Genomic DNA, 25,258 nt, shown 5'->3' with positions numbered 1-25,258 from the left:
TGTTATGACTTTGCATCTAACAGTGTGGCTCTAGTTTGACTAACCCACGATAAACGCAGGAGGTCGGCACTTTCACCGGAGATCATTATGTCTATACCTAATCGAGTTTCATTATGGACTGGAAAATATACGAAGAGGATCACTCTCCTTTAAGAGATGAGCTGATTGATGGTGTCTCGAAGATCATTCAGTTCAACCTGCCTGAAGATTATGTCGAGTGCGTTAAACACTATCATGGTGGGCAACCTAAAAATGATTGCTTAACTATTGATGTTGAAGGCTCACCTTGGGGTATAGGGTTTGGAGCATTACTCACTCTTGATCCTCTAGAAAGTGGAGAGAATGTAATTGAGTCACTTTCAACCCTAAGAAGAATTCATGGTGTCGCAAAGCAGTATCTTCCTATTGTTATAGGCGGGGGTGGTGATTATCTTTGCCTTGATTACTCAGAGAGCAAAGACAATCCAAAGGTAGTATTCTGGTTTCACGAGTTCGAAGCTGATGAGGCAATATTCCCCGTAGCTAATTCTTTTACAGAGCTTCTGGCCATGTTGAAGCCAGATGAAAGGTAAAGGTATAACAAGTCAATCAACTGCGCGCCTTCGGCGCCGAACGCAGCAAAGCTGCGCCGATTATTGAGGCGTTATATAAATGGAGGTAGTCAATGGGTTTCCTGATCTATTTGGATCAAAATACATTGAGTGATTTACGTCAACGTAAAATAGATGAGTCTCAAAATGACCTATTCAGACTGCTTAAACATGTTCTTAACTCTGAACAAATATCGGTCGTTTATTCTCATATTACTCTTGATGAAATTCTACAAATTCCAAAGGCTGAATATCGCCAAGAACATATCGATACTTTAGCTGAGCTAGATGCTAAATATATTGAGCCATTACAACGTACACTTAGCAACCAAGAACCAGAAAACATATGGTGCGCACACCTAGAAAACAAACAATCAAATGCAGACCTCGGTATCACTGCTCTAATGGAGGTTAGTCAGTTATCTTCTCGTAAAATTTCGGGGTTGCCGATTGATGAAAGTTTTTCCGAAATCAACGAAAAGTTAAAGGTGAACTTGGGCGCTTTAATTTCTAATTGTGAAACGCAATTGGCTTCGATTGACATCGAAAAACTTGATGAACCGTTAAGAAGTTATTTCATAAATATGCAGAGTCAACTGGATGAGTTAAGAGCAAAATCGTCCTCGTTGAAAGCACCTGATATTGCTAGTGAGCAACAATTAGGGCCTCAGCAATTTAGAGATATGCCGGACATTAGAGCCTTGGAGGTAAAAAGTCTTGATGTAAAGGGTGTGGTACATGCTATTGAAGCGACGTTTAAATTGGAAAATAGTAGTTTTGATCTTGCAGATTACTTCGAGGACACACCGAAAACTGCCGTAGCTCGTGCATATAGTCTAATGAATTGGGCTGATTATCACGCTGATGATTTTACCAAAACCAAAACCAAAAAGGGTAAAGATCGTTTTAATGCTTCAAATAATGATATGCAACATGCGGTGTCAGCTTTGGGGGTAAGTTTCTTGATTTCAGGTGACATAAACTTTATCAAAAAGGCTAAAGCGTGCTTCGCATACGTGGATTGTTCGACAGTAGTGTGTAATCCACTAGAGTTCATCGAGAAGCATTGCAACTTCATATAACAAAAAAATTAAGGTGGCGCGTTACACTCGACATATTTGGTATGGAGCCCTGCACGCTTGGTTACCCGCAACTCTCTGTTGAAATAGTTTGCACCCGCTCTTGATTGAGCAGCTTTGCCTTAGTCTAGGTAATAGAACTTTATTCCAATAAACCACAACACAATCTCTTGACCTAAAGCTAGCTTGAGGTCTTACCTTGGTGTTTTTCAAAAGGAGATTGCAAATGAAGGTTTTACTACTTGGGGCAACGGGAACCATTGGCAGTGCGATATTGACCGAGCTATTACAGCATGGGTGTTCGGTGCTTGCATTGGCGCGGTCTGATTATGCAGCGCAGACCATTACCGCTAAAGGTGCAGAAGTTTTGCGGGGTGACTTACGTGAGCCTCAGTTATGGTCGACCGCTATTCATAGGGTTGATGCCGTTATTCATGCCGCCGCAACATTTTGTGAAGATATGGTAAACATTGATTTGCGAGTGGTTAATGAACTAATCGCCCAAGCTAATATTAAGGGCGGAATAACGCGATTTATCTACACCGGGGGTGTTTGGCTATACGGGGAAACAGGGGATATTGCAGCCACAGAGCAGAGCCCATTTAAGCCAATATCTAGCTTTAGTTGGATGATTGAAAATAGTTCTTTAGTTTTGAACGCGCCTAGTTTACATACCAATATTATTCACCCAGCAGTGGTTTACGCTAAAGAGGCTGGGGTGTTGTCTAGCTTTGTTCCCCAGAATGGCCAAGTAGAAGTATGGGGCTCGCTCGACACTCGCTGGCCGGTAGTTCATACAGATGATCTTGCATCAGCCTATAGGCTTGTTTTAGAAAATGGTAGGTCAGGCATGTCATACAATGTGTGTGGAGAACAAGCGGTAACAGTGGGAGATATTGCTCACTCGTATATAAGAAAATGTCGATTACCAGCCGAGGTATTAGTGCGTTCTGTTGATGAGGTGGTTGCTGAAAATGGCGCTTGGGCTTTAGGGCCAACATTAGATCAATGTATGAACGCAGATAAGATAAAAAGGGAACTAGGCTGGACGCCGACTCACCAGAATATCCTTTCCGAATTGTAATTGTTTTTGCATTGGCTGGCGGTATTAACTGGGTTTAGCAGCTAAATAAAAAGACGTCTTCAAACGTCTTTTTTGATTGAGTTAAGCCTCTGCATATTAATGAGTAACAATGCTAAGTACTTTGTCTTGATGACTCGCTACTTAGCAAATTCTATTAACGTTCTACACGTGCTAGTGCTACACCCATCATTATAAATAGCGAACCAAATATGCGATTTTGTAGCGCCATAAACTTAGCTTTACCTAACCAAGGTTTAGCCGCGCTAGCTAAGGTGGCGTAACTAAACATGACTGCACAATCGATCAGTACTACGGTGAAACCTAATATTAAGTACTGGCTAGAAAGGTCACTGTTCGGGCTTATAAACTGAGGCAAAAATGCCGCGAGAAAGATGATAGATTTTGGGTTCATTAGGTTAACAATGAAGCCTTGTTTAACTAACTGAGAGCTGCTTTTTTTTGCTTGTGGCTCGGTGCTAAAGGTTTGGCTTTTCTCAAAAAACTTAGTAATGCCCAAGTAGAGTAGGTAGGCGGCACCTAGATACTTAATGATGGTGAATGCCAGTGCTGAAGACGCCAGCAGGGCACCTAAACCAACAGATACAATAAGCACATGGCCTATTAGTGCTAGCTGCAAGCCTGCAATGTTCTTACAGGCTTGTTTGAAGCCGCCGCTTAAAGAGTGGCTAATGGTAGCCACTGCGCCCGCGCCGGGCGATAAACTAAATACAATGCAAGCGGCAACAAACGTAAGCCAAACGCTAAACAACATTGGTAATTCCTTGGTATTGCTAGGTGATTAACCCAATATCGCAGAATTACCCTGAGTTCGTCTAGCCTTTGTTACCTTAGCTTTGTCTTTTACTACTCAAAATGGGTACGTACACCACCAAAAACAGCACGTTAGCGCTAATCCAAAGCCCTGCACTTATGTTCCAAGCTTGAAGTGGGTCTGTAATCGCCATAAATGTTCTAAATAAGGTCGCAGCCATCAATAGCAAAAACGCCAGTGTAATCACCGGTTTTATCACTAATGTTCTGCCTGTGTGGCCTAAAGATACACGGCTCATCATGGCGAAGATCATTAAACCTATGGCGCCAATGGTAATGAGGTGAAGGGCGTTGCTAAAAGTAAGTTGCGGTAAGTAGTAACTGGCGCCGAGTAATATTAAGCCTAGTGCCATGAGTAGGTAGGATAAGTGCAATGACCATAACAAAGGCACTTTTACCGTTTTTATCGAGCGCCAGTAAGCTAGGCGCAGTAGGTGCAACAAACCTAAAACCATCAGGGCTATTGGCACTATGCCAAAGGTAGCGGTGAAGTAGTCACTAATAAATACAAGCACCGTGGCAATGGCAAATGGGCCCACTAGTTGGTTCACCCAAGCTGGGCATTCAATGGCTTCAGTTTTTGCTCCGCGCACCGTGAAGAAAGGAATAACTCTGCCGCCTACCAAGGCCATCATTATGGTGAAGAGTAATACCATAGTGCGGCTTAAATGTAAGGCGAGGGCGCTGTTACCGTTTAAATCGGCAACTAACATACCGAGGTTGATTAAGGTCATTACGCTGAGTAAAGCGATGAATATGTAATTGCGGCGGTTTTGCGCTTTAAAGACTAACTTACTGTAAATCACAACAACACTTAGCCACCAAATACCTTGCAGTGCAGTAGCGGCTATTGCGCTGTTGGCGTCGTTTATATAAAACCCGATACGCGCCAAGCACCACAACAATACTAAGCCTGCTAATGCCTTGCCCTTAATACTGGGCTGGCCAGTCCAGGTTTGTACGGCGGTTAAAATAAACCCCACCGCTACCGTTGTGCCAAAGCCAATTAGCATTTCATGAGCGTGCCAAACATGTGGGCTTAAGCCTTGGCTACCTATTAACATATTGCCATTTAGTAACAGGATCCATAAACCAATACTAATAGCAGAGCTTAATGTGGCCAGTAAAAAGAACGGTCTAAAGGCGAGCTCTAAAATAGCTTGCTGATGCCAATGTTGGGCTTGGTCTGTGGCGTTCGGCTCACCAATTTTAATCACTTATAATACCTCTTGGCCTAGTTCGTTTAATCCTACACAGCGTAGCACGTAACCTACTTTTAAAATGCCAGCAAAAACAATGGTAGAGATGTGAGCTGTAATTTGCATTGGAATAGAAAAGCTTTGTGCTAAAGGGTAGGAGATAACAATGGATGAAATGATAATGCTGAGTGAAAGCAACATTAGCCAGTTACCACCTACTACGCAGCGCATGTATTGTTTTGCTGTTTGAGTGTAAGCGGAGCTTACTAGTAATGGGAATACGGTCATTGTGCTTTCCTCTTTTAAGTAGTGGCGAACTTTAGGTTCTTCACTGTTGTTTTAGAAATAGCAAACGCTGTGCCAAACGTTTAAGGCCAGGTTCAATGGGGCTTAGTGGGGCGATTTTTGTGGATGGTGTCAATATGACTTCTTGATAAAAAGTGTCAATTAGACTACTTTGAATTTAAATGACGGAGGTGATATGTCAGACATTTCTTCAAAGGCACTGATTGAACTGGCTTTAGATTTAGCCCAAAGCCTTAGTACTAAAGATCGCTTTGATCGTTTATTAGACACTGTACGCAAAACCATTAGCTGTGACGCGGTGGCTCTTTTAGCTTTACGCGGCGAAGTACTTAGCCCTTTAACTTTGCAAGGTTTGAGTCGTGATACTTTAGGTCGGCGGTTCGTTTTATCGGAACATCCTCGCTTTCAGCAAATATGCAGCTCCAATACGCCGGTACGTTTCCCTGCCGATAGCGATTTACCCGATCCCTATGATGGTTTGTTAATTGATCGCGAGGGTGATTTACCGGTGCATGCGTGCATGGGCTTGCCTTTGTATTTCGACCATAAGCTGATTGGCGTGCTTACGTTAGATAGCTTCACACCCAAAGTATTTGACGATATACCAAGTCGCACTTTAGAAGTGATTTCGGCGATGGCGGCTGCCAGTTTAAATACCGCGCTCACCCTAGATTTACTAGAGCAGCAAGCACATCATTCACAGCAAGTATTAGAAGAATTAAACCAAGCAGCCTGGCAAACCGCCAGTGAAGAACTGATTGGCGAAAGCCCAGAGATGCAGCGCTTAAAACAAGAGATAGCTTTAGTCGCGCCGTCTGATTTTACTATCTTAATACAAGGTGAAACAGGGGTGGGTAAAGAGCTGGTTGCGCGTTCTCTTCATATGCAATCGGGTCGATTTAAAGCACCTATTGTTCACGTTAACTGTGCGGCCTTGCCCGAGAACTTAATTGAAAGTGAGTTGTTTGGCCATGTAAAAGGCGCATTTACTGGCGCGGATAAAACCAGAGCCGGTAAGTTTAGCGTAGCGGACGGTGGCACCATTTTTTTAGATGAGATTGGCGAGTTACCTTTAGCGGCGCAAAGTAAGTTGCTGCGGGTACTGCAAAATAAAGAGATTCAAGCGCTTGGCCAAGACAAGATCCAAACAGTAGATGTACGAGTGATTGCCGCCACCAATCGAGATTTAGCTGAGGAAGTAGAACAAGGGCGCTTTAGAGCAGATTTGTATCATCGCTTAACGGTGTATCCAGTTACGGTACCCGCTTTGCGTTTACGCGCAGGTGATGTACAGCTTCTAGCGGGTTACTTTGTAGAAGTACTTAAACGTAAATTAGGAATTGGCCAGTTAAAACTGCAAGCCGATTTGGTGAGTTATCTTAATCAATATGATTGGCCCGGCAATGTGCGAGAATTAGAGCACCTTATTAGCCGCGCAGCTTTAAAAGCAAGGTCTCGCCAGCAACGCCAAGAAATAGTGCGCATAAGCATAGACGATTGCGGCGAGTTAGCGCCTAGTGAATATGTTGCGGCGGAACCCATTGCAGTGAGCCACGCAATAACGAGCCAAGGGCTAAGCCTGCGTGAAGCTACAGACAACTATCAGCGTGACATTATTGCAAATACTCTTGAAAAGCATGGTGGCAGTTGGGCAGCGGCAGCGCGCGAGTTATCGACCGACAGAGCCAACTTAAACCGCTTAGCGAAACGTTTAGGCTTAACTGTGAGCAAAGTGATTAGCCGTTAATCTTTAACATGGTGTGTTGCGTACTATTGTTATTAAACAGTAGTTAAGCAAGGGAATGTATATGAGGCCTTTATTTAATGGACTAGTCGTTGTGACTGCGAGTTTGCTGGTGAGTGCAGGGCTGCAAGCCGCCCAATATGCGCGAATCAACACCGATGACGGTGTAGTTTGGGTAGAGCGTAAGGGAGAAATACTGCATCACTTAAGTGACTCGCCGTTAGCGGGTGGTGAGATAAAGGCTAACTCTACGCCTGTTAACAAGGCTGAGTTTGTATTGCCGGTTGAGTCTGCCACGGTATTTGCTGTCGGTTTGAACTACCGCAGCCATGCCGGTAATGCTGGCGCTAGTAAACCTGAGATATTTTATAAATCAGCTAGCTCGTTGAGCATTGGTGGCGAGCTAGAATTACCAGCTGATGCTAATAACGTACATTTTGAAGGTGAACTCGTGGTGGTGATAGGCAAACCATGTGCAAAAGTGACTAAGCAACAGGCTAGCAATTGCATATTTGCCTATACCGCTGGCAACGATCTCACTGAGCGCTCTTGGCAGGGGCAAGATTTGCAATGGTGGAGAGCCAAAGGCGCTAATGGTTTTGCACCAATATCTCCTTGGTTAACCACGGTAAGTGGAGAAAACACCTTTACTGTGACGACTACGCTCAACGATAAAGTGGTTCAGCAAGAATCAAGCAGCAATATGATTCATTCGGTTGAGGATATTGTTAGCTATATTAGCCAATACCTTACTTTGCAGCCTTGGGATGTGATTTTTACGGGGACGCCTGGGCGAACTCAAGCATTAAAAAGTGGCGATAAGGTTAGTGTGAGTATTGAAGGTTTGGGCGAGGTGCTCACTCACATCAAGTAAGCACCAGCGTGGTTTACAGCTTGTGTTTACTTAACCGGGGTTAAGCCTTTATCTCGGTTTTTCTTGGCGCCGTCTAAGTCGAAGTCTGCTGAAGCCCAAGCAGCGGCTTCTTCAAAGCTAAATTTGTTAGCGGCCCAGTCTTTAGCGGCGGTTAAATCGAAACCAGAATCTATCCAGCCTCTAGCATCAATGGCAGTAAAGGTTTGCCCCCAAGAAGTAATTTGAGCAGGGTCAGTAAATTTCTGATCAATAAACTCTTTTACTTGTGGCTGACTCATTCCTGCTCGCACATAGGTTTGAACTTGTTCTACATTTACGCCTATTTCTTTCCAAGCTGCGATTTCAGATTCCGACATACCATCCCAAGTGGGAGTGCTGGAACAAGCCACTAATAACAGCAATCCAAATGCAACGCTTAATATACGCATATTTTATTCCCTTAATTATCAACAATAGCCTTCTAGAAATATAAACCATAACTACATAACTACAAAACTGCCATTTGTTAGGGCTGTTGTAAGGCTAAAGTGGTAAGGAAAACGGCTGAGCTTAAGTGCCGGTAGGCTATCTTTTCAACGCTTGATTGATGGTTGCTTGTGCTGAGCTGAATAATCAGTGATTATACGGGATTAAATTAGATATTCGGTATATATAGGTAGGCTGGTATGAGTGAGGCGGACAATCGCCCTAGCAATTTCATTCGTCATATTATTGATGAAGATCTTCAATCGGGAAAACATACAAGTGTGCATACACGTTTTCCTCCTGAGCCAAACGGCTATTTACACATCGGCCATGCTAAGTCGATTTGTTTAAATTTTGGAATTGCTCAAGACTACCAGGGTGCATGTAACCTACGCTTTGACGACACCAACCCAGAAAAAGAAGACATTGATTACGTTAACTCGATTCAGCAAGACGTTAAATGGCTGGGCTTTGAGTGGAACGATGAGGTGTGTTATTCATCAAATTATTTTGATCAGCTACACGCTTATGCAGTAGAGCTGATTGAGAAAGGTTTGGCGTTTGTATGTTTCTTAAATGCAGAAGAGTCTCGCGAGTATCGTGGCACCTTAAGCCAACCGGGTAAAAATAGCCCTTACCGAGATACCTCAGTAGAAGAAAATTTAGCCTTGTTCGAGAAAATGCGAGCGGGCGAGTTTAAAGAAGGTGAGTGTTCGTTACGCGCTAAAATAGACATGAGTTCTTCGTTCATGTGTATGCGTGACCCAGTGATTTATCGTATTCGTTTTGCTCATCATCACCAAACCGGTGACAAGTGGTGCATTTACCCAATGTACGATTTTACTCACTGTATTTCTGATGCTATCGAAGGCATTACTCATTCTTTGTGTACCTTAGAGTTTCAAGATAACCGCCGTTTATACGACTGGGTATTAGAAAACATCACCATTGATACGGTACCGCATCAATATGAGTTTTCACGCTTAAACCTTGAATACACGGTTATGTCTAAGCGCAAGTTAAATACCTTGGTCACCGATGGCCATGTAAATGGTTGGAATGACCCACGTATGTTAACCATTGCCGGTTTACGCCGCCGTGGTTATACCGCTGGTTCTATTGTTGAGTTTTGTAAGCGTATTGGCGTGACCAAAATGGAAAACATGGTAGAAATGCCAATGTTAGAAGCCTGTATTCGTGAAGACTTAAATGCCAATGCACCACGTGCTATGGCGGTATTAGATCCGATTAAAGTGGTTATCGAAAACTACCCTGCGGATAAAGTAGAGCAACTAAGTGCACCGCTTCACCCAAGTGAAGACATGGGCGAGCGTGATGTACCGTTCAGTCGTGAACTTTACATTGAAGCAGAAGACTTCCGTGAAGAAGCTAACAAGAAGTTTAAACGCTTGGTAATTGGTAAAGAAGTTCGCTTACGTAACGCCTATATGATTAAAGCTGAGCGTTGCGACAAAGATGAAAATGGCAATGTAACTACGGTTTACTGTACTTACGACGACACCACCTTGGGTAAAAACCCTGAAGACGGTCGCAAACCTAAAGGCGTTATTCACTGGGTATCAGCTGACCATGCCAAGCCTGCTGAAATTCGTTTGTACGATCGTTTGTTCACAGTACCTAACCCAGCTGCTGAAGAAGACTTTACCCAAGTGCTTAACCCTGAATCTTTAGTGGTTAAACAAGGTTTTGTTGAACCTAGCTTAGTGACTGCGAAAGCAGAGCATGCGCATCAGTTTGAGCGCCAAGGTTACTTCTGTGCAGACAGCCAAGATTCAAGCCCAGAAAAGCTAGTATTTAACCGTACTGTGGGTTTGCGTGATACTTGGGCAAAAATAGGCGACTAGATAGTCAGTTACCGCCTTTATCGAGATTAATGGAGTTGTATCGATGAGCAAAACGGACATGGTAAGTGAGCAAGACGCATTAGTAGGTCGCGATACTGCGATTATTCTTGATGGCGTTCATGCGGTAAACGGCAGTAACTATTTGCAAGCGGCTGCCGGCTTAACAACCGCTTACTTTGGATTAGGCTGCTTTTGGGGCGCAGAGCGTTTGTTTTGGCAGCAAAATGGTGTGGTATCTACCGCGGTAGGATATGCAGGTGGTTACACCGCTAATCCCAGTTACGAGGAAGTGTGCACCGGCCTTACCGGTCACACCGAAGCGGTAAAAGTCGTATACGACCCTAGTGTGATTAGTTATCAGCAGTTGTTAGCGTGCTTTTTTGAGCAGCATGATCCTACTCAAGGAATGCGTCAAGGCGGCGATGTTGGTACTCAATACCGCTCAATGATTTTTGCGAGTAATCGTGAGCAAGCCAGTCTTGCAATGCAGGCTCAACAGGCCTACCAGAAAGCCTTGCAGGGCGAAGGGTTAGCGCGAGCGATTAGCACTGAGATAGTTGATTTTGAGGTGTTTTACTATGCCGAACTTAATCACCAGCAGTACTTACATAAAAACCCTAACGGCTATTGCGGACTAGGTGGCTTAGGTGTTTGTTTACCGCCTTGGTTACAAGACTAACTAGCCTTTAAGGTAAAAAAGCAGCCTACGGGCTGCTTTTTTGTTGGTTTATCTTTAACAAAACCGGATTAATGCTTTGACCAATCGAGTTCAATTTTCATTTCTGAATGACTGCTAGGTAATCCGCACATTTCGTCGTACGCGGAATGGTGTATTAACCACACTTTATCTGGATGCTGTTGCTGGTAGTGCTGTTTAACGCTTGAAAGGCTGTTAAATCGTTTTGGATGGCTCTTGCTCTGAGCAGGGTTAAGGTTCTGCTCGCAAACTAGGTAAATATCGCCTTCGTGAGAATTAATAACGAGTTCCATTTTGTTTCCTAACCGTGATTGCACTTAATAGTGAATACGTAGTAAAGATCAAAATAGATGAGTGGGCAGGATAATAAAGGAAGAGAGAACTGGGGGAGGGTAAATCCACCCCCAAGATTTCTAAGCTAGCGGCGTAACTTTAAGATACTAATTGGGCAGCTTATGCCTAATTTTTCAGCGGCTTGTTTAAAACCGGCCTCTAAATTCTCAAAACTCAAGTTTGAGGTAAATTCCATGCATAACATGTCTCGCTCTTTTTCGATGTTCCATAATACGGCTTCATCAGAAGTGGCGGTTTGGATCAGCGGTAGTGCTTGTGTTATTGCTGCGCTTATTTTTGCTTTATATCTCATGAATCACCTTTAAGAAAGTCAGGGTCGCAGATCACTCACTTTCAAACTACTAGATATTTAATGTTCCAAGGGTATTAGGGCAGTAGTGCAATTGGACGCCGCTGTACGGCATTTAACTACTGCTCCTTAATCATCATCCATGACAAAGCCATCTTAAAGCACTTTTGATTACAAGACTGTGTAAAAGTTCGCAAAATACGATAAATATGACTTTTTTGAGTTAAATATAAGTTTTTAGTGCTGAAATTTGACATTAAACTTAGCGATTAATTGGTCAAGATGTAATCGCTATATATTTCAGTTACCTAGCATCTATTGTTATTTCAGACACTAGTTGATGTACTAAGTTATCTAGGGTATTAAAGTCGTCTTCGTTTAAAATTTGGTTCTTTGCATTGCTAGAAAACGGCAGTAACTCTAACCATCGTGATACCACCCAACTTTCGTCGTCGTAGGCAAAAAAATCGGGGTGTTGTTCGTACAAGCTGTGTTGCACTAAAACTTGCTGTAATTTCTCACTGAGATCATCTTCAATAGGATTTGCTTGTTCAAGTGACCAAGCAGGTTTGTTTTTTGTTAGCGCACTATAGAGTTTGTCATCGGCTTGATTAGTATCGCTGAGTTCGACGCGCTCTAAGCCTCTAATTGTTATGCCTAACATGCCATCTTCAAGCTGCTCAAAATCTTCAATTATGCAATGCACACCAATGTTGAATTGAGGGAAGTCTTCATTACTGGGTTGGCATAGCACAAAGCCTTTGGCTTCCTCACTGGCGATAGACACCAGACGTAAATAACGAGGCTCAAAAATTCTTAGCTGGCTTAAGCCACCAGGCAGTACCAGTAGATCTAATGGAAACAAGGGTAATCGCATAGGTCACCTTATCTTAATCAAACTATGTATTTAACTACGTGAGTAAATCGGTAGTTGATCAATGTTGATGGTGCTTTATCAATATTAGCTGATAGGAATGCCGCTGTGAAAGCGAAAAGTAGGATCTGTTTGTTGTATAAGCTCAGCCTCTGCTTGGCCGATTTGCTGTATACGAGATTCTAGTTGCTCTTGCGGGAGAACACTGGCGGCTAAACTTAGGTAATCTTGATAATGTCTGGCTTCTGAGCGAAGCAAGGATTGATAAAACTTACCTATGTCTTGGGGTAAGTGGGGCGCTAATAAGGCGAAACGCTCACATGAACGGGCTTCTATATATGCACCAACGATAAGTTTATCGGCTAATGCTTGTGGCTCAAAGTGGCGTACTTGGCGAATTAAGGCTTTTGCGTAACCGCCCGCACTGATATTTTTATAAGACACTTGGTGGCTGTTCATTATTGCGCAGACTTGTTCGAAATGATGTAACTCTTCTCTAATCAGTAGCCGCATTTTTTCTATTAATTGAGCTTGAAAAGCGCTTAAGCCCGCGTTTACCTCGCGCTGGCTATCTCGGTTTAGTGCTGAATATTGGTTTGCCATGCTGCGGTTGTTAAGGTTTAGCTCTTGGCTCAATTGCTCTACTAATAAAGGTAGTATGTAGCACCTCGTCATTATGTTTAGTGTGGCGTGCGCTAAATCTTGTTGTTCTTTACTCGCTTGCCGAATGCCTTGAGGAAAAAACCACTGCTTAAAACCTTCAACAGACCATTTTCCTGCTCTAAATATTAGGTACTCGTAGGGCGCGAGTAGGTTTTTTAGCTCTTGCTGTAACTCGGGCGCGCTATTTGTTACGTATTTACTGATCAGTTTGCTAGCAGTAGCAGCTGCTTTCCATTCAGCATTTGCATGGTCGGTAAGCAGTAAACTGAGGTTCTCGGGTTTACGAGCTTGCTCTATCCAAGCTTGAGGAGTTGAGCAAAATAAGAACTGGTTGATCGGTGCGAGTAGCGAGCTATATGGCATAGTGGTAAAAAAGAGTCCGTTTTCTGTCACTTCGCGCAGTTTCACCCATTTGGAGGCTTGTTTTCAAGTACTTGATGCGTACACTTAACGCTTCTTAAAAGATGAGATGGTGTTATGGAACACATTAGCCAACAGTTTGACCAACTGCTAGCCCCACTAGAACAGTTAAGTAGTTTATGTAGAAAACTACCTTGCGGCGAAAAGAAAAACGCCTTAGAAAAGCAAATCGCGTTAATTAAAGAACAAAATGAACAAGCTAAATTAGAGGCTTATCAGTTAATTAAGAATCCGGTTTAACCTCTTCACTGCTTGGTTGTTCGGTATCTTCCTCAATAAATACTGCTTCATCGTCCTGAGAGCTAACATTTAGGCTCGTTGCTTGGTCTGAGGCAAGCTCGGGGTCTTTGTCTAAAACATTGTATAACGCCTGCTCTTCAATGGGTTCTTGCTCAATTCCTTGCTCTGTTTGTTCAGTCTGTAGTTCATTAAGCAACGCTTCAAATGTGTTTACGGCAATGAGGGGAGGCGCGGGAACTAAGGCAATATTCTGCTGAAGTAAAAACTGTTGCTGCTGAATACTTAGTTGTTCGGTATTACTATTAAGCAGCAATCCTTGAATCACCTCTAAACTAGTGGCTAAATCAGACTCTAAGTATTGCTGCCTAGCGCTGGTTAAACGCAGTTTTTGTTTTAGCTCCCAAGTTTTATACCCTTGTTCGGGGTTGAGCGAATTGGGGACTGGCAACACTGGTGCTGGCGTTATGATTGATGGTGCAGGTTGTTGGTTAATCATTGCGTTTAGCTTTTTTTCACTTTGATACCAATTAGATGCCAAAATCATAATCGCGATCAGCAACACACTGGTTACCGCAGGAAATACTACTTTTTGTAATTGTTTGGTTTCTTTTTGTTGAGCTTTTTTAGCAACGGCTACACTGAGCTTTTGAATATAAAATTGCTGCTGGTGGATGGTTTTCTTTAGCGCTAAAACTTGTTTGTTACTGCTATCTAGTGGTTGATTTATTGCTAGAGAGCCTTCTCCAATCATGAGTTTTTGATAGCTATTTTTAATCATCACCATCAACTCAGCAGAGCCGCCTTTATCTGGGTGGCAGCGTGAGGCAAGTTGTTTGTAACGAGATTTTATTTGTTCTTCTGTAGCATCTTCATGAAGATCAAAAAGCTTAAAATGCGTAGTCATGGTGCGTGTAACTTTCCCTGTATTTCTGTGAATAAGCATACAAACTTTTAATGCTTTTGTCTTAATTAATCACTGTTAAGCAATGCAAACTTTGGTGCCTTTATCGGGTACAATCGTGCTGCTTAACAAGAGGTAAAGTGCATGCAATATCAAGTCGCGTTTAATATTGAAGATTTTATGGCCAATTATTGGCAGCAACAGCCATGTTTACTTAAACAAGGGATGCAGGCATTTATTGATCCATTAACTGCTGAAGAATTGGCTGGATTGGCAATGGAGCCTGAAATTCAGTCGCGCTTGGTAACCTGTAGGGGCCAGCAGTGGCAAGCTGAATTAGGCCCTTTTGAAAACTTTGATCTGCTCGGTGATTCTCACAGCTCTTTGTTAGTGCAGGGGGTTGACCATTGGCACCCTGAGGTGGCGAAACTGGCTGAGGCATTTCAGTTTATTCCTAACTGGCGTTTTGATGATGTAATGGTGTCTTATTCAACGCCGGAAGGCGGGGTGGGACCGCATATCGACCAGTATTGCGTTTTTATTATTCAAGGCGAGGGCAAGCGCCATTGGCGAGTGGGTAAAAAGCAAATGCTTAAAGAGTTTGCTCCTCATGCCAAACTTAAACACTGTGAAGCTTTTGACGCTGAGATTGATGTCATTCTAGAGCCTGGTGACGTACTTTATATTCCACCAGGTTGCCCGCATGAAGGTTATGCAGTTGAACCGGCCATTAATTACTCTATTGGCTTTAGAGCGCCTAATGCTAAAGATTTATTGTCAGGATTTGCTGACTATCTATTACGTCATGACTTAAGCTCTAAGCGTTTTGCTGACCCGAAACGCACTGCGACTCAAGAGTTTGGACGGATCCCCGAAAACGACAGCTTAGCGTTAAATAAGTTAATGCTAGGATTACTTAATTCGCCAGAAGCCACTGCGCAGTTTTTGGGTGAGCACCTAAGCGAAAACGCCCATAGCTCAGATATTGTGGTACTGAGCGGTAGCGAAGATGAACTAAGTTACTCAGAATTACATGCCTGCATGGAGCAAGGCATTGCTTTAACTCGCTGCGCAGGTATTAAGGCGCTTTATCTGGATGTACTGCCTTATCAAATATTTGTTGATGGCCAAGCTTATGCAATACCTAATTGCTCGTGGGCATTAGCTAAAACGATGTGTGATAAGTCGGTTGTGGATAGTTATTCTTTGCGTGCCTTTGATGAAGACAGTAAACAACTCGATTGGCTTATCGATTTAGTTAATGCGGGTTACTGGTATTTTGATGGGCAATGCGACGAGTAATTTGCAAACAGTTATAACGCTAACAAGGTAGGAACAAACTGGCAGCAAGAGCGATGCTGCCGTTTAAGTTTACGTTTTTTCGCTGTTACACGTGTATTCGCCAATGCAAAAAGCTTTAAACATCCCTTGGTTTCTGAAACCAAGGGTACTAAAAGCTATTGCAGTAAGGAATTGCTGTATGAACGGGGGAATGGCTAGCAGTTGTGATACTTTCTGGTAAAATCCCTCAGCAAATGAATGTTCCCCGTTAAATCAGCATGTAAGCAATCATAATTTGCTGATTTTTCGCTTTAAATATAGGACTGTTTACCATGAGTCTTGCTGATAAAGTATTAGCAGTGAATAATGATTTACCCATTCGCACCGACAGCCCAGTACATAGCGGTAAAGTACGCTCGGTGTATTGGCTAACCGAAGCCGACAGCAAACGACTCATTAAAGAAAAAGGCTATAACGTAGCGGCTGATACACCGTTAGCCATTATGGTGATAAGCGATCGTATCTCTGCCTTTGACTGCATTTGGCATGGTGAAGACGGCCTAAAAGGCGTTCCCGGTAAAGGCGCAGCCTTGAATGCGATATCTAATCACTGGTTTAAGTTGTTCAAAGAGCAGGGCTTAGCCGATAGCCACATTCTAGACATTCCTCATCCTTTCGTATGGATTGTACAAAAAGCCCGTCCGGTAATGATTGAAGCCATTTGTCGCCAATACATTACCGGTTCTATGTGGCGAGCTTACGATAAAGGCGAACGTAACTTTTGTGGTATTGATTTACCAGAAGGGTTAAAGCGTGACCAAAAGATGCCTGAGTTGCTCATTACTCCTTCTACTAAAGGCATCCTAAAAGATATTCCTGGTGTACCTGAAGCTGATGATGTGAACGTAACTCGCAACAATATTGAAGATAACTTTGCAGCCTTCAAGTTTACTTCGGCCTCTGATATCGACGTATACGAGAACCTATTAAAGCAAGGTTTTGATGTTATTAGCCAAGCGTTAAGTGATATAGACCAAGTGTTTGTTGATACTAAATTTGAGTTTGGTTATGTCACCGATGCGCAGGGTAACGATAAGCTAATTTACATGGATGAAGTGGGTACACCTGATTCATCGCGCATTTGGGATGGCCCGCAGTACCGCCAAGGTAAAGTGGTTGAAAACTCGAAAGAAGATTTCCGCCAAACCTTGCTTAGCTACTTCCCTGATCCAGATATTTTGTTAAACAAAAATCGTATGCCTGAACGTGAAGCATTGGCTCGTGATAACAACTTACCGGTGGAAGTGCTGATGAAAATCTCTAGCACCTATATTGGTATTGCTGAGAAGATCACTGGCTCAAAAATTGTTATGGGTGATAACCCTAAACAAGAGGTGGTGGATATTCTCCGTCGAGACTACGACTTAATCGCCGACTAAATAAAAAAGAACAAGGCAAATATGCCTTGTTCTTTTCTGCTCTACTTAACGAAATTTCCGTAAGTTCACGCTAACTGACTAAACTGCTTAAGGCATCTTTAACTGCTGATTCATTTTGTTGAATACAGGCCTGGTTTAGCTCATTCAAGCTTTTCTCAAGTGGCGCCAAAGAAAACTTCCCTGCATCGCGCGCAATATGGTTTATATGTTGTTGTACTTCAGGCCAGCGCTGTTCTCCAACATAGCCATTGATTAGGCTCGCTCTATTTTTGGTTTCAATAGTAAATACCCGATACAACTCATTTAAGTAGCTTTCTTTGAAACTATGTTGAGCCAAGCTAGCACCCGTTTTATTGGTCAATGTAGCGCAATCTGTGCCCTTTAGGTCATTGGAATTTAGCTCACTCAATGATTTGATCAGGCTTAAGTAATTAAACTCAGAAAGCTGGTGAGTATGTAATAACTGCTCATCATCGCAGATTGATTCAAAGCCCTGACCAAATTGTTGATCGAGTTGAATTGCATTTACTAACTGTTGCTGAGTGAGAGGGCTAACTAAGGGGTAGTAACTTACGCCTTGAAGTTGCTCTACTAATAGTGCTGAATTTGACTCTGTATCTGTTACTACTAATAAAGAAGGGCGCTGACTGCGCTGTTTGACTTGCTGAATACGTTTTGGGTTAAGGTCTTCAGCCTTAATCAGCAAGTAGTCCACTTGGTCCAAGTTTTTTATCTGGTTATAGGCTTCTTGCCATACTCGGTGTTGCCAATTAAATTGCTGTTGGCTTGTTTTAAGCTCTTGAAAGTCATGTTTGGACTGACTAAATGAGGCTATGCTTAAGTCTGTTCTAGTCGTCTGTAGTTCTAGATCTTCAGCTTTAATAATTGCTTGAGCTATATCGCTAAGATTCTGCTGTTCTTCGCTTTCTTCTTCCAACGATAACGTGGCCATTAAGTAGCTATTCGCTTTTGCCCTAAGGCAAGTTAGATGAGAGTGGTTTGTTTGTTGTATCTGAGAATCATCTTCAAGTAGTTGCAGAGTTTTGATTTGGTTAAGGTTTAGCTCATCGAGCTCTGTTGGCAATTGTTCATCTGTGCTGATGTATACCACTTTGCGGCTATCATCTAGCTGACTATATTGCGCTTGCTCTATTACTTCTGCGCCTAGCAGTTGTAATTGCAGGCTAAGACAACGCTGAACAAACGGATCAGGCAAGGCGACGACGCACTGGGTTGTTTGAGGCTTGTCTTGAGCTGAAAACAATACTTGGTCGTTTAAGGGCGCAAAATCAAAGGTTAAACTCAAAGTATCTTGGCTTTGTTGTTGCCTAGCATTAACTTGCTTGGTTAGTGCAGCGCTGCAGCCAATGATTGATTGTTGTAACTCGCTTAAAGCCGGCGCATTCTCGCTGTCTATGGTAAACACCAATTGCTCTTGTTCAGTAGTAAGCTGAAACAGCACCTGTGAGCCCTCTGGGTACAAAGAGACTAAATACAACTGAAGATGTAAAATGGCACTTAAATGTTCGCTGTTGACAAAATACTGCTGTTTTACTTCAGGACTCACCACTAACGACCAACTCAAGCTTTTTGACCTGTACAAAGGGCTGAAGGTGAGTAAATGACTTTCTAACTCGGCTAATATAGAGCTAGCTTGAAGGGCAATATCAGCTTTATGCGCTTGTTCCCAAGGTAAGCACTTCATAAGAGTACTTAAGCGAAGTTGTGCGTCTAACGCTTGGCAATTAAGCGTGTGTGAAAATGCTAATTGGCTAGCATTGTTTAACTGATTTAAGGCTTCTATACAGCCTGCTTTTAACGGTGTGTAGAGTGAAGCAAGTTGTAATTGTTCAATGCGTTGCTCACGTTTTTGCTTACTCGCCAGGTCGCTTTTATGCTCAGGGATCGGACTCAGACTAACTAAATAAAGACTGTCTTCATTAAAAGGTAAGGCTACGTGGGTTGCTGCATAGGCTTGTTGATTCTGTTTGGTTGTTGCCAGCATACAGAAACTCTCGGGGAAGGATACTAGTAGCTCCATAAAATCAGCAGGCTCATGATCCTGATTGTTTACCGTATGAAAATAATTATTTAGATTTATTTTAACCAGTTTATTTTTATCTACTCCTAAAAATGCCAAGCCTATCGGACTAGATTCAATGATGTGATTATGCTCATCAACAATGAAGGTGGCATTGTCAGCATGTTCAAGCAAGGCTTGTTTTAAACTGTTCGCTCGACTAGATAACTCAACCAGTTGCTTTAACTTGGTTTTATCTTTTTCGTGTTTAGATTTAGTACGAGTGAGCTCTTTCTGTAGTTTAGTATTGGCCATTTCTAAGGCAGTTTTAGAGCTAGTGACTAAGGGCTTTTGCTCCCCCATACTGGGCTCTTTTTGGATCTTGGTATCATTTTTTGAAGGAATTTTGTGCTTATTTAACAGGATACTAGCTATAAGGCTTAGGGCTAGCTGTATTAAAAGTATCGCAATAATTAGGTTGATAAGCGCTAAGCGATGAGGGTAAAGCCAATAGTAAACACTACTGGGAGTGGCAAACTCTATTTCTACCCAAGCAACAGGGTTTATTTGACTGGCTGGCCGTTGTTGGTTATCAACTTGTGCGGCTAATTTATTGGTTTTTTGGGCGTCTGATTGGTTTGATTTACGCGCTTCACCTGCCTCTGCCATTAATTGCTTAGAACTTTGGTCAGTCACTTTTACGTAGTTAATGCTTGGTGATTTAAGGAGTTGCTGAGCTAAGTCGGTAAGAATGCTTTTGTTTTGAGTATTCACCGCTCGACGCGCGCTTATTTCAAATAAGCTGAGAGCGGTGTTAACTTCTGCCTCAATTGCTGCAGTGTGTTGCTTATAAAGAAAAGGTAAGCTAATTGCTACTAAGCTGGCAATAACGATGATGCTTAATAAGTTAAACAGTAATGTAGATTTCAAACGCGTTCTCACGGGCATCCTTGCTAGCTAAAGCTCAAAAATTTGGGCGCTTAATGCGCCCGAGTCATTAAAATGCGTAACCTAGTCGTAGATAAATGCTGTCAAACTCAACCTTTCTAAAGGTTTTCGCATTGTCTTGGTCGCGCTTATAGTAATTGTAACCACCGCCAATGTCCCAACGTTGGTTAAAGGCATAATTTACACTTAAATCAGAAGATACAACTTCACCGTCTCCATTGTTGCCGTACTCACCGGCCAAGGCTAGGTTTACACTTGGGGTAAAGTGGTAACCAACAGTGGCGTTGACTAAAGGATAAAATAGCCATTCTTCTTCGCCAGAAAGCTCGCTAGAAAAGCTAGAGTCTGGATAAAGTGATGCTTGGGCATATTGCACTAATATGCCTAAACCTGCTTTGGCAATCCACTGTTTGTCTAGTTGTAGGTCATATTGCCAGTTTACCGCGTTATCCCACACTTGGTATTGGGCATAAACATCAGTGCTACCTTCTACTTTACCTTGGTCACGAGCTTCGTAAGGTTGAGTCTGGTAGCTAAAGCTATGTTGGTCGCTAGCAAACCAGGTCCAGCGCGCTGCGGCGGTGGTTATTGTATCCTCTTGGCCAAATTCAATATTTTGGTCGTTGGCAAAACTACCGATATCATTTGATTTTAAGCGGGTAGGGCCAAGTAAAAAATCGAATTTGAATTGCGGATCAAAAGTAGTTGCCGGCTTTTTAGAACGTGTCCCCCCTTCAAAAAAGCCATTAGACAGGGATATTTTTAAACCTTTCGCGTCACCGTCAACCATGGGGCTTACGCGAATGTCTTCATCAATAGGGTTAACGAAAAATAGGTTACTTAAGGTGGCGATACTGGCTCCGGCGACCACGTCATCCCAATAGTGCTTGTCGCCATGTACTCGGCTCCAACCTGTGTAAGCCGCTAAGGCATAAGCAGGAACGCCCCATGCAGAGCCATAACGTGTTTGAAAAAATGACGCGCCGCTGAATGCTGCTGCGGTGTGCCCTGAAGGGAAGGAGTTATTAGTGGTGAAATTAGGTCTGCGTTTATCTACCGCAAATTTAATACCGTGGGTAAATACCATAGTCGTCGCAAAAGACTTAGTAAGCTGAAGGCTACCGGCATAATCTTCTTTCACTAAACTCACTGCTAAACCGCCTAATGGCAGCAATATTTGAGTGTAATCACCAATTTGGACATAGGTTTCTTCGGCCATAGAGTTGGCACTGAGTGTTGCGAGCACGGTGGCTGCAACTAGGCTTGTTTTAAGCTTCATTGTTCTTCCTTGTTTTATTTGGTGATTAATCCGTAATCACCAATACTGCTTTACACATTTTATAATACGCAGGCTACCGCTGTTAGGCTAGTAAACAGCTTAACTAAATACCGCATAAATATTTGCTGAGTTAAGATGAATTTTGTAAATCACACTGTTACATTAGCCTCGCTTAAATAGAGTTTAGTGGAAGTTTAATGAAATATAGCCCTAGTATTGACCAACTGATTAAATCGCTGCAGGTTTTACCTGGGGTTGGCCCCCGCAGTGCGCAACGTATGGCGTTTCACTTGTTAGAAAGAAAACGTCGAGATGGTTTGCAATTAGCCGAACATCTCACGAAGGCGATGGATGCTGTTGGTCACTGTGAGGTGTGCCGAAATTTTGCAGAAGAAGACTTATGCCCAATTTGCCAATCGCCAAAGCGTACCAGCAAAGGGGTGATTTGTGTGGTTGAAACGCCAGCCGATGTTGCTGCAATTGAACAAACCGCGCAGTTTTTTGGTAGTTATTTTGTGCTTATGGGCCATCTATCGCCATTAGACGGCATTGGCCCCAGTGAACTGCATTTAGATAAGCTAGAACGGCGTTTAGCTAATGAAGATGTTTCAGAATTGATACTTGCAACCAACCCTACTGTAGAAGGTGAGGCGACTGCTTATTACATCGCCGATATGGCAAAGCGCTATAAAGTCAAAGTATCGCGCATCGCCCATGGAGTGCCGCTTGGTGGTGAATTAGATAGCGTGGATGGAACAACGTTGTCTCACTCGCTCATTGGCCGCCAAACGTTTTGATAAAATAGTGCGTGACTCTCAATTGGGACCTTTAGTTTGCGCAGATAATTTTCTGACTTTTTAGTTATTAAGTGTTAGTTTAAGCGGCGTCAAAAACATAAAAATAATATGTTTTGACTATGATAATACGGTAAATAATTAAAAGGAATTATGAATGTTAAATAAGTTAGTACTTATTACAGTTACATTATTTTTATCAGCTTGTGCTAGTTCGCCTTATACATATGATGTTGAACCAACTCCAATCAAAAAGGGTGAAACTCAATACCTTCTCGGTGAAGTAACTGTCAAGTTGACTTTAGGCCAAGGCGCTAGTGACGATGAATCTACATTTGTGTCTGAAGCGGAGCTAAATCAGCAGTTCGTTAAAAGTCTTCAACAACATCTTACCGAAAACAATCTGCTTGCTACAGATGACTCGGTTGATTCAATCAAAATGAACGTAGAAATCGCTTACTTGCGCACGTTTAATCACGGTGGAAAAGCTCTAAACAAACCGCAGATATCACACACTGTGACAATCGATGGTCAACACGGGCAATTAGCTACCTTTGGCAAGTCAAATTATACGACCAAGTACGGCGGTTTTAAAGATGCAGCTGTTAACCTAGAAATCTCAATGTTTAACTGGGACGCTGAGGACGAGCCTAAAGATGTAGATTTAATTTCACGCCTCATAGTTGAAGAACTTTCAGGTTTAGGAAAGTAATTACGACCTTTAATCTAGGTTCGTAGATTTTTATTTCTTCTAAAGCTGGCTACAAGATGCCAGCTTTCTTATCTCTCAAGTCTCTTTGGTCTTCCTGTGAAACCAATAGTTATGCAGATAAACGACACTGGTTTCGAATGTTCGCTCTTCTTCGCTCTTGGGGACTGTAACTAAATCAGTTAACTAACAAGTATCATTACCTTCTTGATTATTAGGCTCACAACTGATTTCTATTTTTTTTAGTGCATTGCTTGAAATCAAAATTGCTAACCCCCATATCGTTTATCAACTAAAGAAGTATGTTTAAAGCAAGGATATAACTCGATGACTGATGCAGCTCATGCAGAAACACATGGCTTTCAAACTGAAGTAAAACAATTACTGCAGTTGATGATTCACTCACTTTATTCTAATAAAGAAATTTTCCTTCGTGAGTTGGTGTCTAACGCCGCCGATGCCGCAGATAAACTGCGTTTCAGAGCATTAGAAGATAACACGTTGTTTGAAAACGACGGTGATTTACGTGTTCGTGTTAGTTTTGACCAAGATGCTAAAACGATTACCTTGTCTGATAACGGCATTGGTATGACACGCGATGATGTGATTGAGCATTTGGGTACGATTGCTAAATCAGGTACTAAAGAATTTTTTGGTCAGTTAAGCGGCGATAGCGCGAAAGACTCACAACTGATTGGTCAATTTGGTGTAGGTTTCTATTCAGCCTTTATTGTTGCCGATAAAGTGACAGTAGAAACACGCGCAGCTGGCGCAGAAACAAGCCAAGGCGTGCGTTGGGAAAGTGCTGGTGAGGGTGACTACACCGTTGCCGACATTACTAAAGAAGGTCGCGGCACAGACATTATTTTACACCTGCGCGAAGACGAACAAGAGTTTCTAGATAGCTGGAAAGTTCGCTCAATTATCACTAAGTACTCTGATCATATCTCTATTCCAGTACAAATGTGGAAAGATGAAACTCCAGAGTCTGAAGGCCCTGAAGGCGAAAAAGTTGAAGCTATCCCTGGCGAATGGGAAGCGATTAACAAAGCGACTGCTTTATGGACTCGTGGTAAAAACGATATCTCTAAAGAAGAGTACAACGAGTTTTACAAGCATATCTCTCACGACTTTGCCGATCCACTAAGCTGGGCGCACAATAAGGTTGAAGGCAAGCAAGATTACACCAGCTTGTTGTACATCCCGAGCAAAGCCCCATTTGATATGTGGAACCGCGAGCGCCAGCACGGCCTTAAGCTTTATGTACAACGTGTATTCATTATGGATGACGCTGACGAGTTTATGCCGGGTTACATGCGTTTCGTTAAGGGTGTGTTAGATTCAAACGATTTACCGCTTAACGTTTCTCGCGAAATTCTACAAGACACCAAAACCACTGCTAATTTACGTAGTGCATGTACCAAACGTGTACTAACAATGCTTGAGCGCATGGCGAAAAATGATGCTGAGAAGTACCAATCATTCTGGGCTGAGTTTGGCCAAGTATTGAAAGAAGGCCCAGCAGAAGACATGGCGAATAAAGACCAAATCGCCAAGCTATTGCGCTTTGCCTCTACTAACAGTGATAGCGCCGAACAGAATGTTTCATTCGCTGATTACATCGAGCGCATGAAAGAAGGCCAAGACAAGATTTACTACGTAACGGCCGATGGTTACGCCGCTGCAGCAAACAGCCCGCACCTAGAAATCTTCAAGCGTAAAGGCATTGAAGTTTTGCTTATGCACGACCGTGTAGATGAGTGGTTGATTAGCCACTTGCCAGAAGCAGAAGGTAAAACGCTAGTTTCTGTGACTAAAGGTGACTTGGACTTAGGCGACTTAGATGATGAAGAAACTAAGAAGCAAAAAGAGCAAGACGAAAGCGAATACGCAAGCTTTGTTACCCGTGTTAAAGAAAGCTTAGGCGACAAGGTTAAAGATGTACGTTTAACTTACCGTTTAACCGACACGCCTTCGTGTATTGTGGTTGATGACAACGACATGAGTACCCAAATGCAGAAGTTGATGCAAGCGGTGGGTCAAGATGTTCCTGAGCAAAAGTACATTTTTGAGCTTAACCCACAGCATGCTTTAGTTAAGCGCGTAGCAGACGAGCAAGATGAAGAGAAGTTTGCTGAGTGGGCTAATGTATTGTTTGATCAAGCAACCTTGGCAGAGCGCGGTAGCCTAGAAAACCCTTCAGAGTTTATTAAGCGTATTAACCAACTATTAGCCTAAACGCTAATTATAGGGTAAAAAGGCAGCACTACGTGCTGCCTTTTTTGTATTTTAAGTCGCTGATTGATGAATGAT

General features: G+C 42.7%; 24 protein-coding genes. 13 read left to right on the top strand and 11 right to left on the bottom strand.

Annotated elements, in window-relative coordinates:
• Window positions 1-113: 113 nt before the first annotated feature.
• From Q4592_RS17780 to Q4592_RS17770, 3 genes are all read left to right on the top strand, one after another.
• A complete protein-coding gene (locus tag Q4592_RS17780) occupies window positions 114-572 on the top strand; it encodes an SMI1/KNR4 family protein (RefSeq protein WP_303515660.1) in 459 nt (152 codons plus the stop codon).
• 92 nt (window positions 573-664) lie between these two features.
• Window positions 665-1,672 (top strand): hypothetical protein, encoded by a 1,008-nt coding sequence (locus Q4592_RS17775; RefSeq protein ID WP_303515657.1) that lies wholly within the window; start codon window positions 665-667, stop codon window positions 1,670-1,672.
• Window positions 1,673-1,895: 223 nt separating this feature from the next.
• The gene (locus Q4592_RS17770; protein ID WP_303515655.1) at window positions 1,896-2,753 is read left to right on the top strand and encodes an NAD-dependent epimerase/dehydratase family protein; all 858 of its coding nucleotides are present in this window, start codon (window positions 1,896-1,898) and stop codon (window positions 2,751-2,753) included.
• Window positions 2,754-2,907: 154 nt separating this feature from the next.
• Here the strand turns inward: Q4592_RS17770 and rhtB are convergent, their stop codons facing one another.
• The 3 genes from rhtB to Q4592_RS17755 all read right to left on the bottom strand — a co-directional run bounded on the left by rhtB (window position 2,908) and on the right by Q4592_RS17755 (window position 5,071).
• On the bottom strand, window positions 2,908-3,525 hold the full coding sequence (gene rhtB / locus Q4592_RS17765; RefSeq protein WP_303515653.1) for a homoserine/homoserine lactone efflux protein: 618 nt from the start codon (window positions 3,523-3,525) through the stop codon (window positions 2,908-2,910).
• Between the two features lie 76 nt (window positions 3,526-3,601).
• Window positions 3,602-4,801, bottom strand: coding sequence for an NnrS family protein (locus Q4592_RS17760; protein WP_303515651.1), 1,200 nt, complete (start codon window positions 4,799-4,801; stop codon window positions 3,602-3,604).
• A complete protein-coding gene (locus Q4592_RS17755; RefSeq protein WP_303515649.1) occupies window positions 4,802-5,071 on the bottom strand; it encodes a hypothetical protein in 270 nt (89 codons plus the stop codon). It lies immediately after the preceding gene.
• Window positions 5,072-5,264: 193 nt separating this feature from the next.
• Here Q4592_RS17755 and norR point away from each other — a divergent pair, with 193 nt between their 5' ends.
• Together norR and Q4592_RS17745 are read left to right on the top strand one after the other, a co-directional pair.
• Window positions 5,265-6,836: a nitric oxide reductase transcriptional regulator NorR gene (norR, locus tag Q4592_RS17750; RefSeq protein WP_303515647.1), complete on the top strand. Its 1,572-nt coding sequence runs from the start codon at window positions 5,265-5,267 to the stop codon at window positions 6,834-6,836.
• A 61-nt stretch (window positions 6,837-6,897) separates the two neighbouring features.
• Window positions 6,898-7,707 carry a fumarylacetoacetate hydrolase family protein gene (locus Q4592_RS17745; RefSeq protein WP_303515646.1) on the top strand — a complete coding sequence of 270 codons (810 nt, stop codon included), beginning with the start codon at window positions 6,898-6,900 and terminating at the stop codon, window positions 7,705-7,707.
• Between the two features lie 26 nt (window positions 7,708-7,733).
• Here the strand turns inward: Q4592_RS17745 and Q4592_RS17740 are convergent, their stop codons facing one another.
• Entirely contained in the window at window positions 7,734-8,135 is a 402-nt protein-coding gene (locus Q4592_RS17740; RefSeq protein ID WP_303515644.1) for a hypothetical protein, read from the bottom strand.
• A 237-nt stretch (window positions 8,136-8,372) separates the two neighbouring features.
• Between Q4592_RS17740 and glnS the strand changes: the two genes are divergently transcribed.
• Together glnS and msrA are read left to right on the top strand one after the other, a co-directional pair.
• Window positions 8,373-10,037, top strand: a complete 1,665-nt coding sequence (gene glnS / locus Q4592_RS17735; RefSeq protein ID WP_303515642.1) for a glutamine--tRNA ligase — start codon at window positions 8,373-8,375, stop codon at window positions 10,035-10,037.
• 43 nt (window positions 10,038-10,080) lie between these two features.
• Window positions 10,081-10,716 carry a peptide-methionine (S)-S-oxide reductase MsrA gene (gene msrA / locus Q4592_RS17730; protein ID WP_303515639.1) on the top strand — a complete coding sequence of 212 codons (636 nt, stop codon included), beginning with the start codon at window positions 10,081-10,083 and terminating at the stop codon, window positions 10,714-10,716.
• 68 nt (window positions 10,717-10,784) lie between these two features.
• On the opposite strand, the gene Q4592_RS17725 is transcribed toward msrA, so the two are convergent.
• The 4 genes from Q4592_RS17725 to Q4592_RS17710 all read right to left on the bottom strand — a co-directional run bounded on the left by Q4592_RS17725 (window position 10,785) and on the right by Q4592_RS17710 (window position 13,277).
• On the bottom strand, window positions 10,785-11,027 hold the full coding sequence (locus Q4592_RS17725; protein WP_137674716.1) for a DUF6482 family protein: 243 nt from the start codon (window positions 11,025-11,027) through the stop codon (window positions 10,785-10,787).
• A 125-nt stretch (window positions 11,028-11,152) separates the two neighbouring features.
• Window positions 11,153-11,380, bottom strand: a complete 228-nt coding sequence (locus tag Q4592_RS17720; protein WP_137674717.1) for a hypothetical protein — start codon at window positions 11,378-11,380, stop codon at window positions 11,153-11,155.
• Window positions 11,381-11,681: 301 nt separating this feature from the next.
• Window positions 11,682-12,254, bottom strand: a complete 573-nt coding sequence (locus tag Q4592_RS17715; protein WP_137674718.1) for an LON peptidase substrate-binding domain-containing protein — start codon at window positions 12,252-12,254, stop codon at window positions 11,682-11,684.
• Window positions 12,255-12,338: 84 nt separating this feature from the next.
• A complete protein-coding gene (locus Q4592_RS17710; RefSeq protein ID WP_303515634.1) occupies window positions 12,339-13,277 on the bottom strand; it encodes a tRNA-(ms[2]io[6]A)-hydroxylase in 939 nt (312 codons plus the stop codon).
• 114 nt (window positions 13,278-13,391) lie between these two features.
• On the opposite strand from Q4592_RS17710, the gene Q4592_RS17705 reads away from it, so the two are divergent.
• Window positions 13,392-13,574 carry a hypothetical protein gene (locus tag Q4592_RS17705; RefSeq protein ID WP_303515632.1) on the top strand — a complete coding sequence of 61 codons (183 nt, stop codon included), beginning with the start codon at window positions 13,392-13,394 and terminating at the stop codon, window positions 13,572-13,574.
• Here the strand turns inward: Q4592_RS17705 and Q4592_RS17700 are convergent.
• Complete coding sequence (locus Q4592_RS17700) at window positions 13,558-14,478, bottom strand: J domain-containing protein (protein WP_303515630.1); 921 nt, start codon at window positions 14,476-14,478, stop codon at window positions 13,558-13,560. The two genes, Q4592_RS17705 and Q4592_RS17700, sit on opposite strands and share 17 nt — an antisense overlap.
• Window positions 14,479-14,619: 141 nt before the next feature.
• Between Q4592_RS17700 and Q4592_RS17695 the strand changes: the two genes are divergently transcribed.
• Together Q4592_RS17695 and Q4592_RS17690 are read left to right on the top strand one after the other, a co-directional pair.
• A complete protein-coding gene (locus Q4592_RS17695; protein WP_303515627.1) occupies window positions 14,620-15,777 on the top strand; it encodes a cupin domain-containing protein in 1,158 nt (385 codons plus the stop codon).
• A 311-nt stretch (window positions 15,778-16,088) separates the two neighbouring features.
• A complete protein-coding gene (locus Q4592_RS17690; RefSeq protein WP_303515626.1) occupies window positions 16,089-17,195 on the top strand; it encodes a phosphoribosylaminoimidazolesuccinocarboxamide synthase in 1,107 nt (368 codons plus the stop codon).
• A gap of 70 nt (window positions 17,196-17,265) precedes the next feature.
• On the opposite strand, the gene Q4592_RS17685 is transcribed toward Q4592_RS17690, so the two are convergent.
• Window positions 17,266-20,157, bottom strand: a complete 2,892-nt coding sequence (locus Q4592_RS17685; RefSeq protein ID WP_303515624.1) for a hypothetical protein — start codon at window positions 20,155-20,157, stop codon at window positions 17,266-17,268.
• 55 nt (window positions 20,158-20,212) lie between these two features.
• Window positions 20,213-21,442, bottom strand: coding sequence for a phosphatase PAP2 family protein (locus Q4592_RS17680; protein WP_303515622.1), 1,230 nt, complete (start codon window positions 21,440-21,442; stop codon window positions 20,213-20,215).
• Between the two features lie 197 nt (window positions 21,443-21,639).
• On the opposite strand from Q4592_RS17680, the gene recR reads away from it, so the two are divergent.
• The 3 genes from recR (at window position 21,640) to htpG (ending at window position 25,183) form a co-directional block, all read left to right on the top strand.
• Window positions 21,640-22,239, top strand: a complete 600-nt coding sequence (gene recR / locus Q4592_RS17675) for a recombination mediator RecR (protein ID WP_303515620.1) — start codon at window positions 21,640-21,642, stop codon at window positions 22,237-22,239.
• A 154-nt stretch (window positions 22,240-22,393) separates the two neighbouring features.
• Window positions 22,394-22,948, top strand: a complete 555-nt coding sequence (locus tag Q4592_RS17670; protein ID WP_303515618.1) for a hypothetical protein — start codon at window positions 22,394-22,396, stop codon at window positions 22,946-22,948.
• A 324-nt stretch (window positions 22,949-23,272) separates the two neighbouring features.
• Window positions 23,273-25,183 carry a molecular chaperone HtpG gene (htpG, locus tag Q4592_RS17665; RefSeq protein ID WP_303515616.1) on the top strand — a complete coding sequence of 637 codons (1,911 nt, stop codon included), beginning with the start codon at window positions 23,273-23,275 and terminating at the stop codon, window positions 25,181-25,183.
• Window positions 25,184-25,258: the final 75 nt, after the last annotated feature.

This window comes from Agarivorans sp. 1_MG-2023, assembly GCF_030548385.1.
In the GTDB taxonomy this organism is placed as follows: Bacteria; Pseudomonadota; Gammaproteobacteria; order Enterobacterales; family Celerinatantimonadaceae; genus Agarivorans.
The sequence above is the reverse complement of the archived record's forward strand: the minus strand, read 5'-3'. Positions and strand labels throughout refer to the sequence as shown.

What these genes read in the sequence shown, in the direction of transcription:
- Q4592_RS17780 (WP_303515660.1), top strand. Translation starts at nt 114, where the DNA reads ATGGACTGGAAAATATACGAAGAGGATCACTCTCCTTTAAGAGATGAG.
- Q4592_RS17775 (WP_303515657.1), top strand. Translation starts at nt 665, where the DNA reads ATGGGTTTCCTGATCTATTTGGATCAAAATACATTGAGTGATTTACGT.
- Q4592_RS17770 (WP_303515655.1), top strand. Translation starts at nt 1,896, where the DNA reads ATGAAGGTTTTACTACTTGGGGCAACGGGAACCATTGGCAGTGCGATA.
- rhtB (WP_303515653.1), bottom strand. Translation starts at nt 3,525, where the DNA reads ATGTTGTTTAGCGTTTGGCTTACGTTTGTTGCCGCTTGCATTGTATTT.
- Q4592_RS17755 (WP_303515649.1), bottom strand. Translation starts at nt 5,071, where the DNA reads ATGACCGTATTCCCATTACTAGTAAGCTCCGCTTACACTCAAACAGCA.
- norR (WP_303515647.1), top strand. Translation starts at nt 5,265, where the DNA reads ATGTCAGACATTTCTTCAAAGGCACTGATTGAACTGGCTTTAGATTTA.
- Q4592_RS17745 (WP_303515646.1), top strand. Translation starts at nt 6,898, where the DNA reads ATGAGGCCTTTATTTAATGGACTAGTCGTTGTGACTGCGAGTTTGCTG.
- Q4592_RS17740 (WP_303515644.1), bottom strand. Translation starts at nt 8,135, where the DNA reads ATGCGTATATTAAGCGTTGCATTTGGATTGCTGTTATTAGTGGCTTGT.
- glnS (WP_303515642.1), top strand. Translation starts at nt 8,373, where the DNA reads ATGAGTGAGGCGGACAATCGCCCTAGCAATTTCATTCGTCATATTATT.
- msrA (WP_303515639.1), top strand. Translation starts at nt 10,081, where the DNA reads ATGAGCAAAACGGACATGGTAAGTGAGCAAGACGCATTAGTAGGTCGC.
- Q4592_RS17725 (WP_137674716.1), bottom strand. Translation starts at nt 11,027, where the DNA reads ATGGAACTCGTTATTAATTCTCACGAAGGCGATATTTACCTAGTTTGC.
- Q4592_RS17720 (WP_137674717.1), bottom strand. Translation starts at nt 11,380, where the DNA reads ATGAGATATAAAGCAAAAATAAGCGCAGCAATAACACAAGCACTACCG.
- Q4592_RS17715 (WP_137674718.1), bottom strand. Translation starts at nt 12,254, where the DNA reads ATGCGATTACCCTTGTTTCCATTAGATCTACTGGTACTGCCTGGTGGC.
- Q4592_RS17710 (WP_303515634.1), bottom strand. Translation starts at nt 13,277, where the DNA reads ATGCCATATAGCTCGCTACTCGCACCGATCAACCAGTTCTTATTTTGC.
- Q4592_RS17705 (WP_303515632.1), top strand. Translation starts at nt 13,392, where the DNA reads ATGGAACACATTAGCCAACAGTTTGACCAACTGCTAGCCCCACTAGAA.
- Q4592_RS17700 (WP_303515630.1), bottom strand. Translation starts at nt 14,478, where the DNA reads ATGACTACGCATTTTAAGCTTTTTGATCTTCATGAAGATGCTACAGAA.
- Q4592_RS17695 (WP_303515627.1), top strand. Translation starts at nt 14,620, where the DNA reads ATGCAATATCAAGTCGCGTTTAATATTGAAGATTTTATGGCCAATTAT.
- Q4592_RS17690 (WP_303515626.1), top strand. Translation starts at nt 16,089, where the DNA reads ATGAGTCTTGCTGATAAAGTATTAGCAGTGAATAATGATTTACCCATT.
- Q4592_RS17680 (WP_303515622.1), bottom strand. Translation starts at nt 21,442, where the DNA reads ATGAAGCTTAAAACAAGCCTAGTTGCAGCCACCGTGCTCGCAACACTC.
- recR (WP_303515620.1), top strand. Translation starts at nt 21,640, where the DNA reads ATGAAATATAGCCCTAGTATTGACCAACTGATTAAATCGCTGCAGGTT.
- Q4592_RS17670 (WP_303515618.1), top strand. Translation starts at nt 22,394, where the DNA reads ATGTTAAATAAGTTAGTACTTATTACAGTTACATTATTTTTATCAGCT.
- htpG (WP_303515616.1), top strand. Translation starts at nt 23,273, where the DNA reads ATGACTGATGCAGCTCATGCAGAAACACATGGCTTTCAAACTGAAGTA.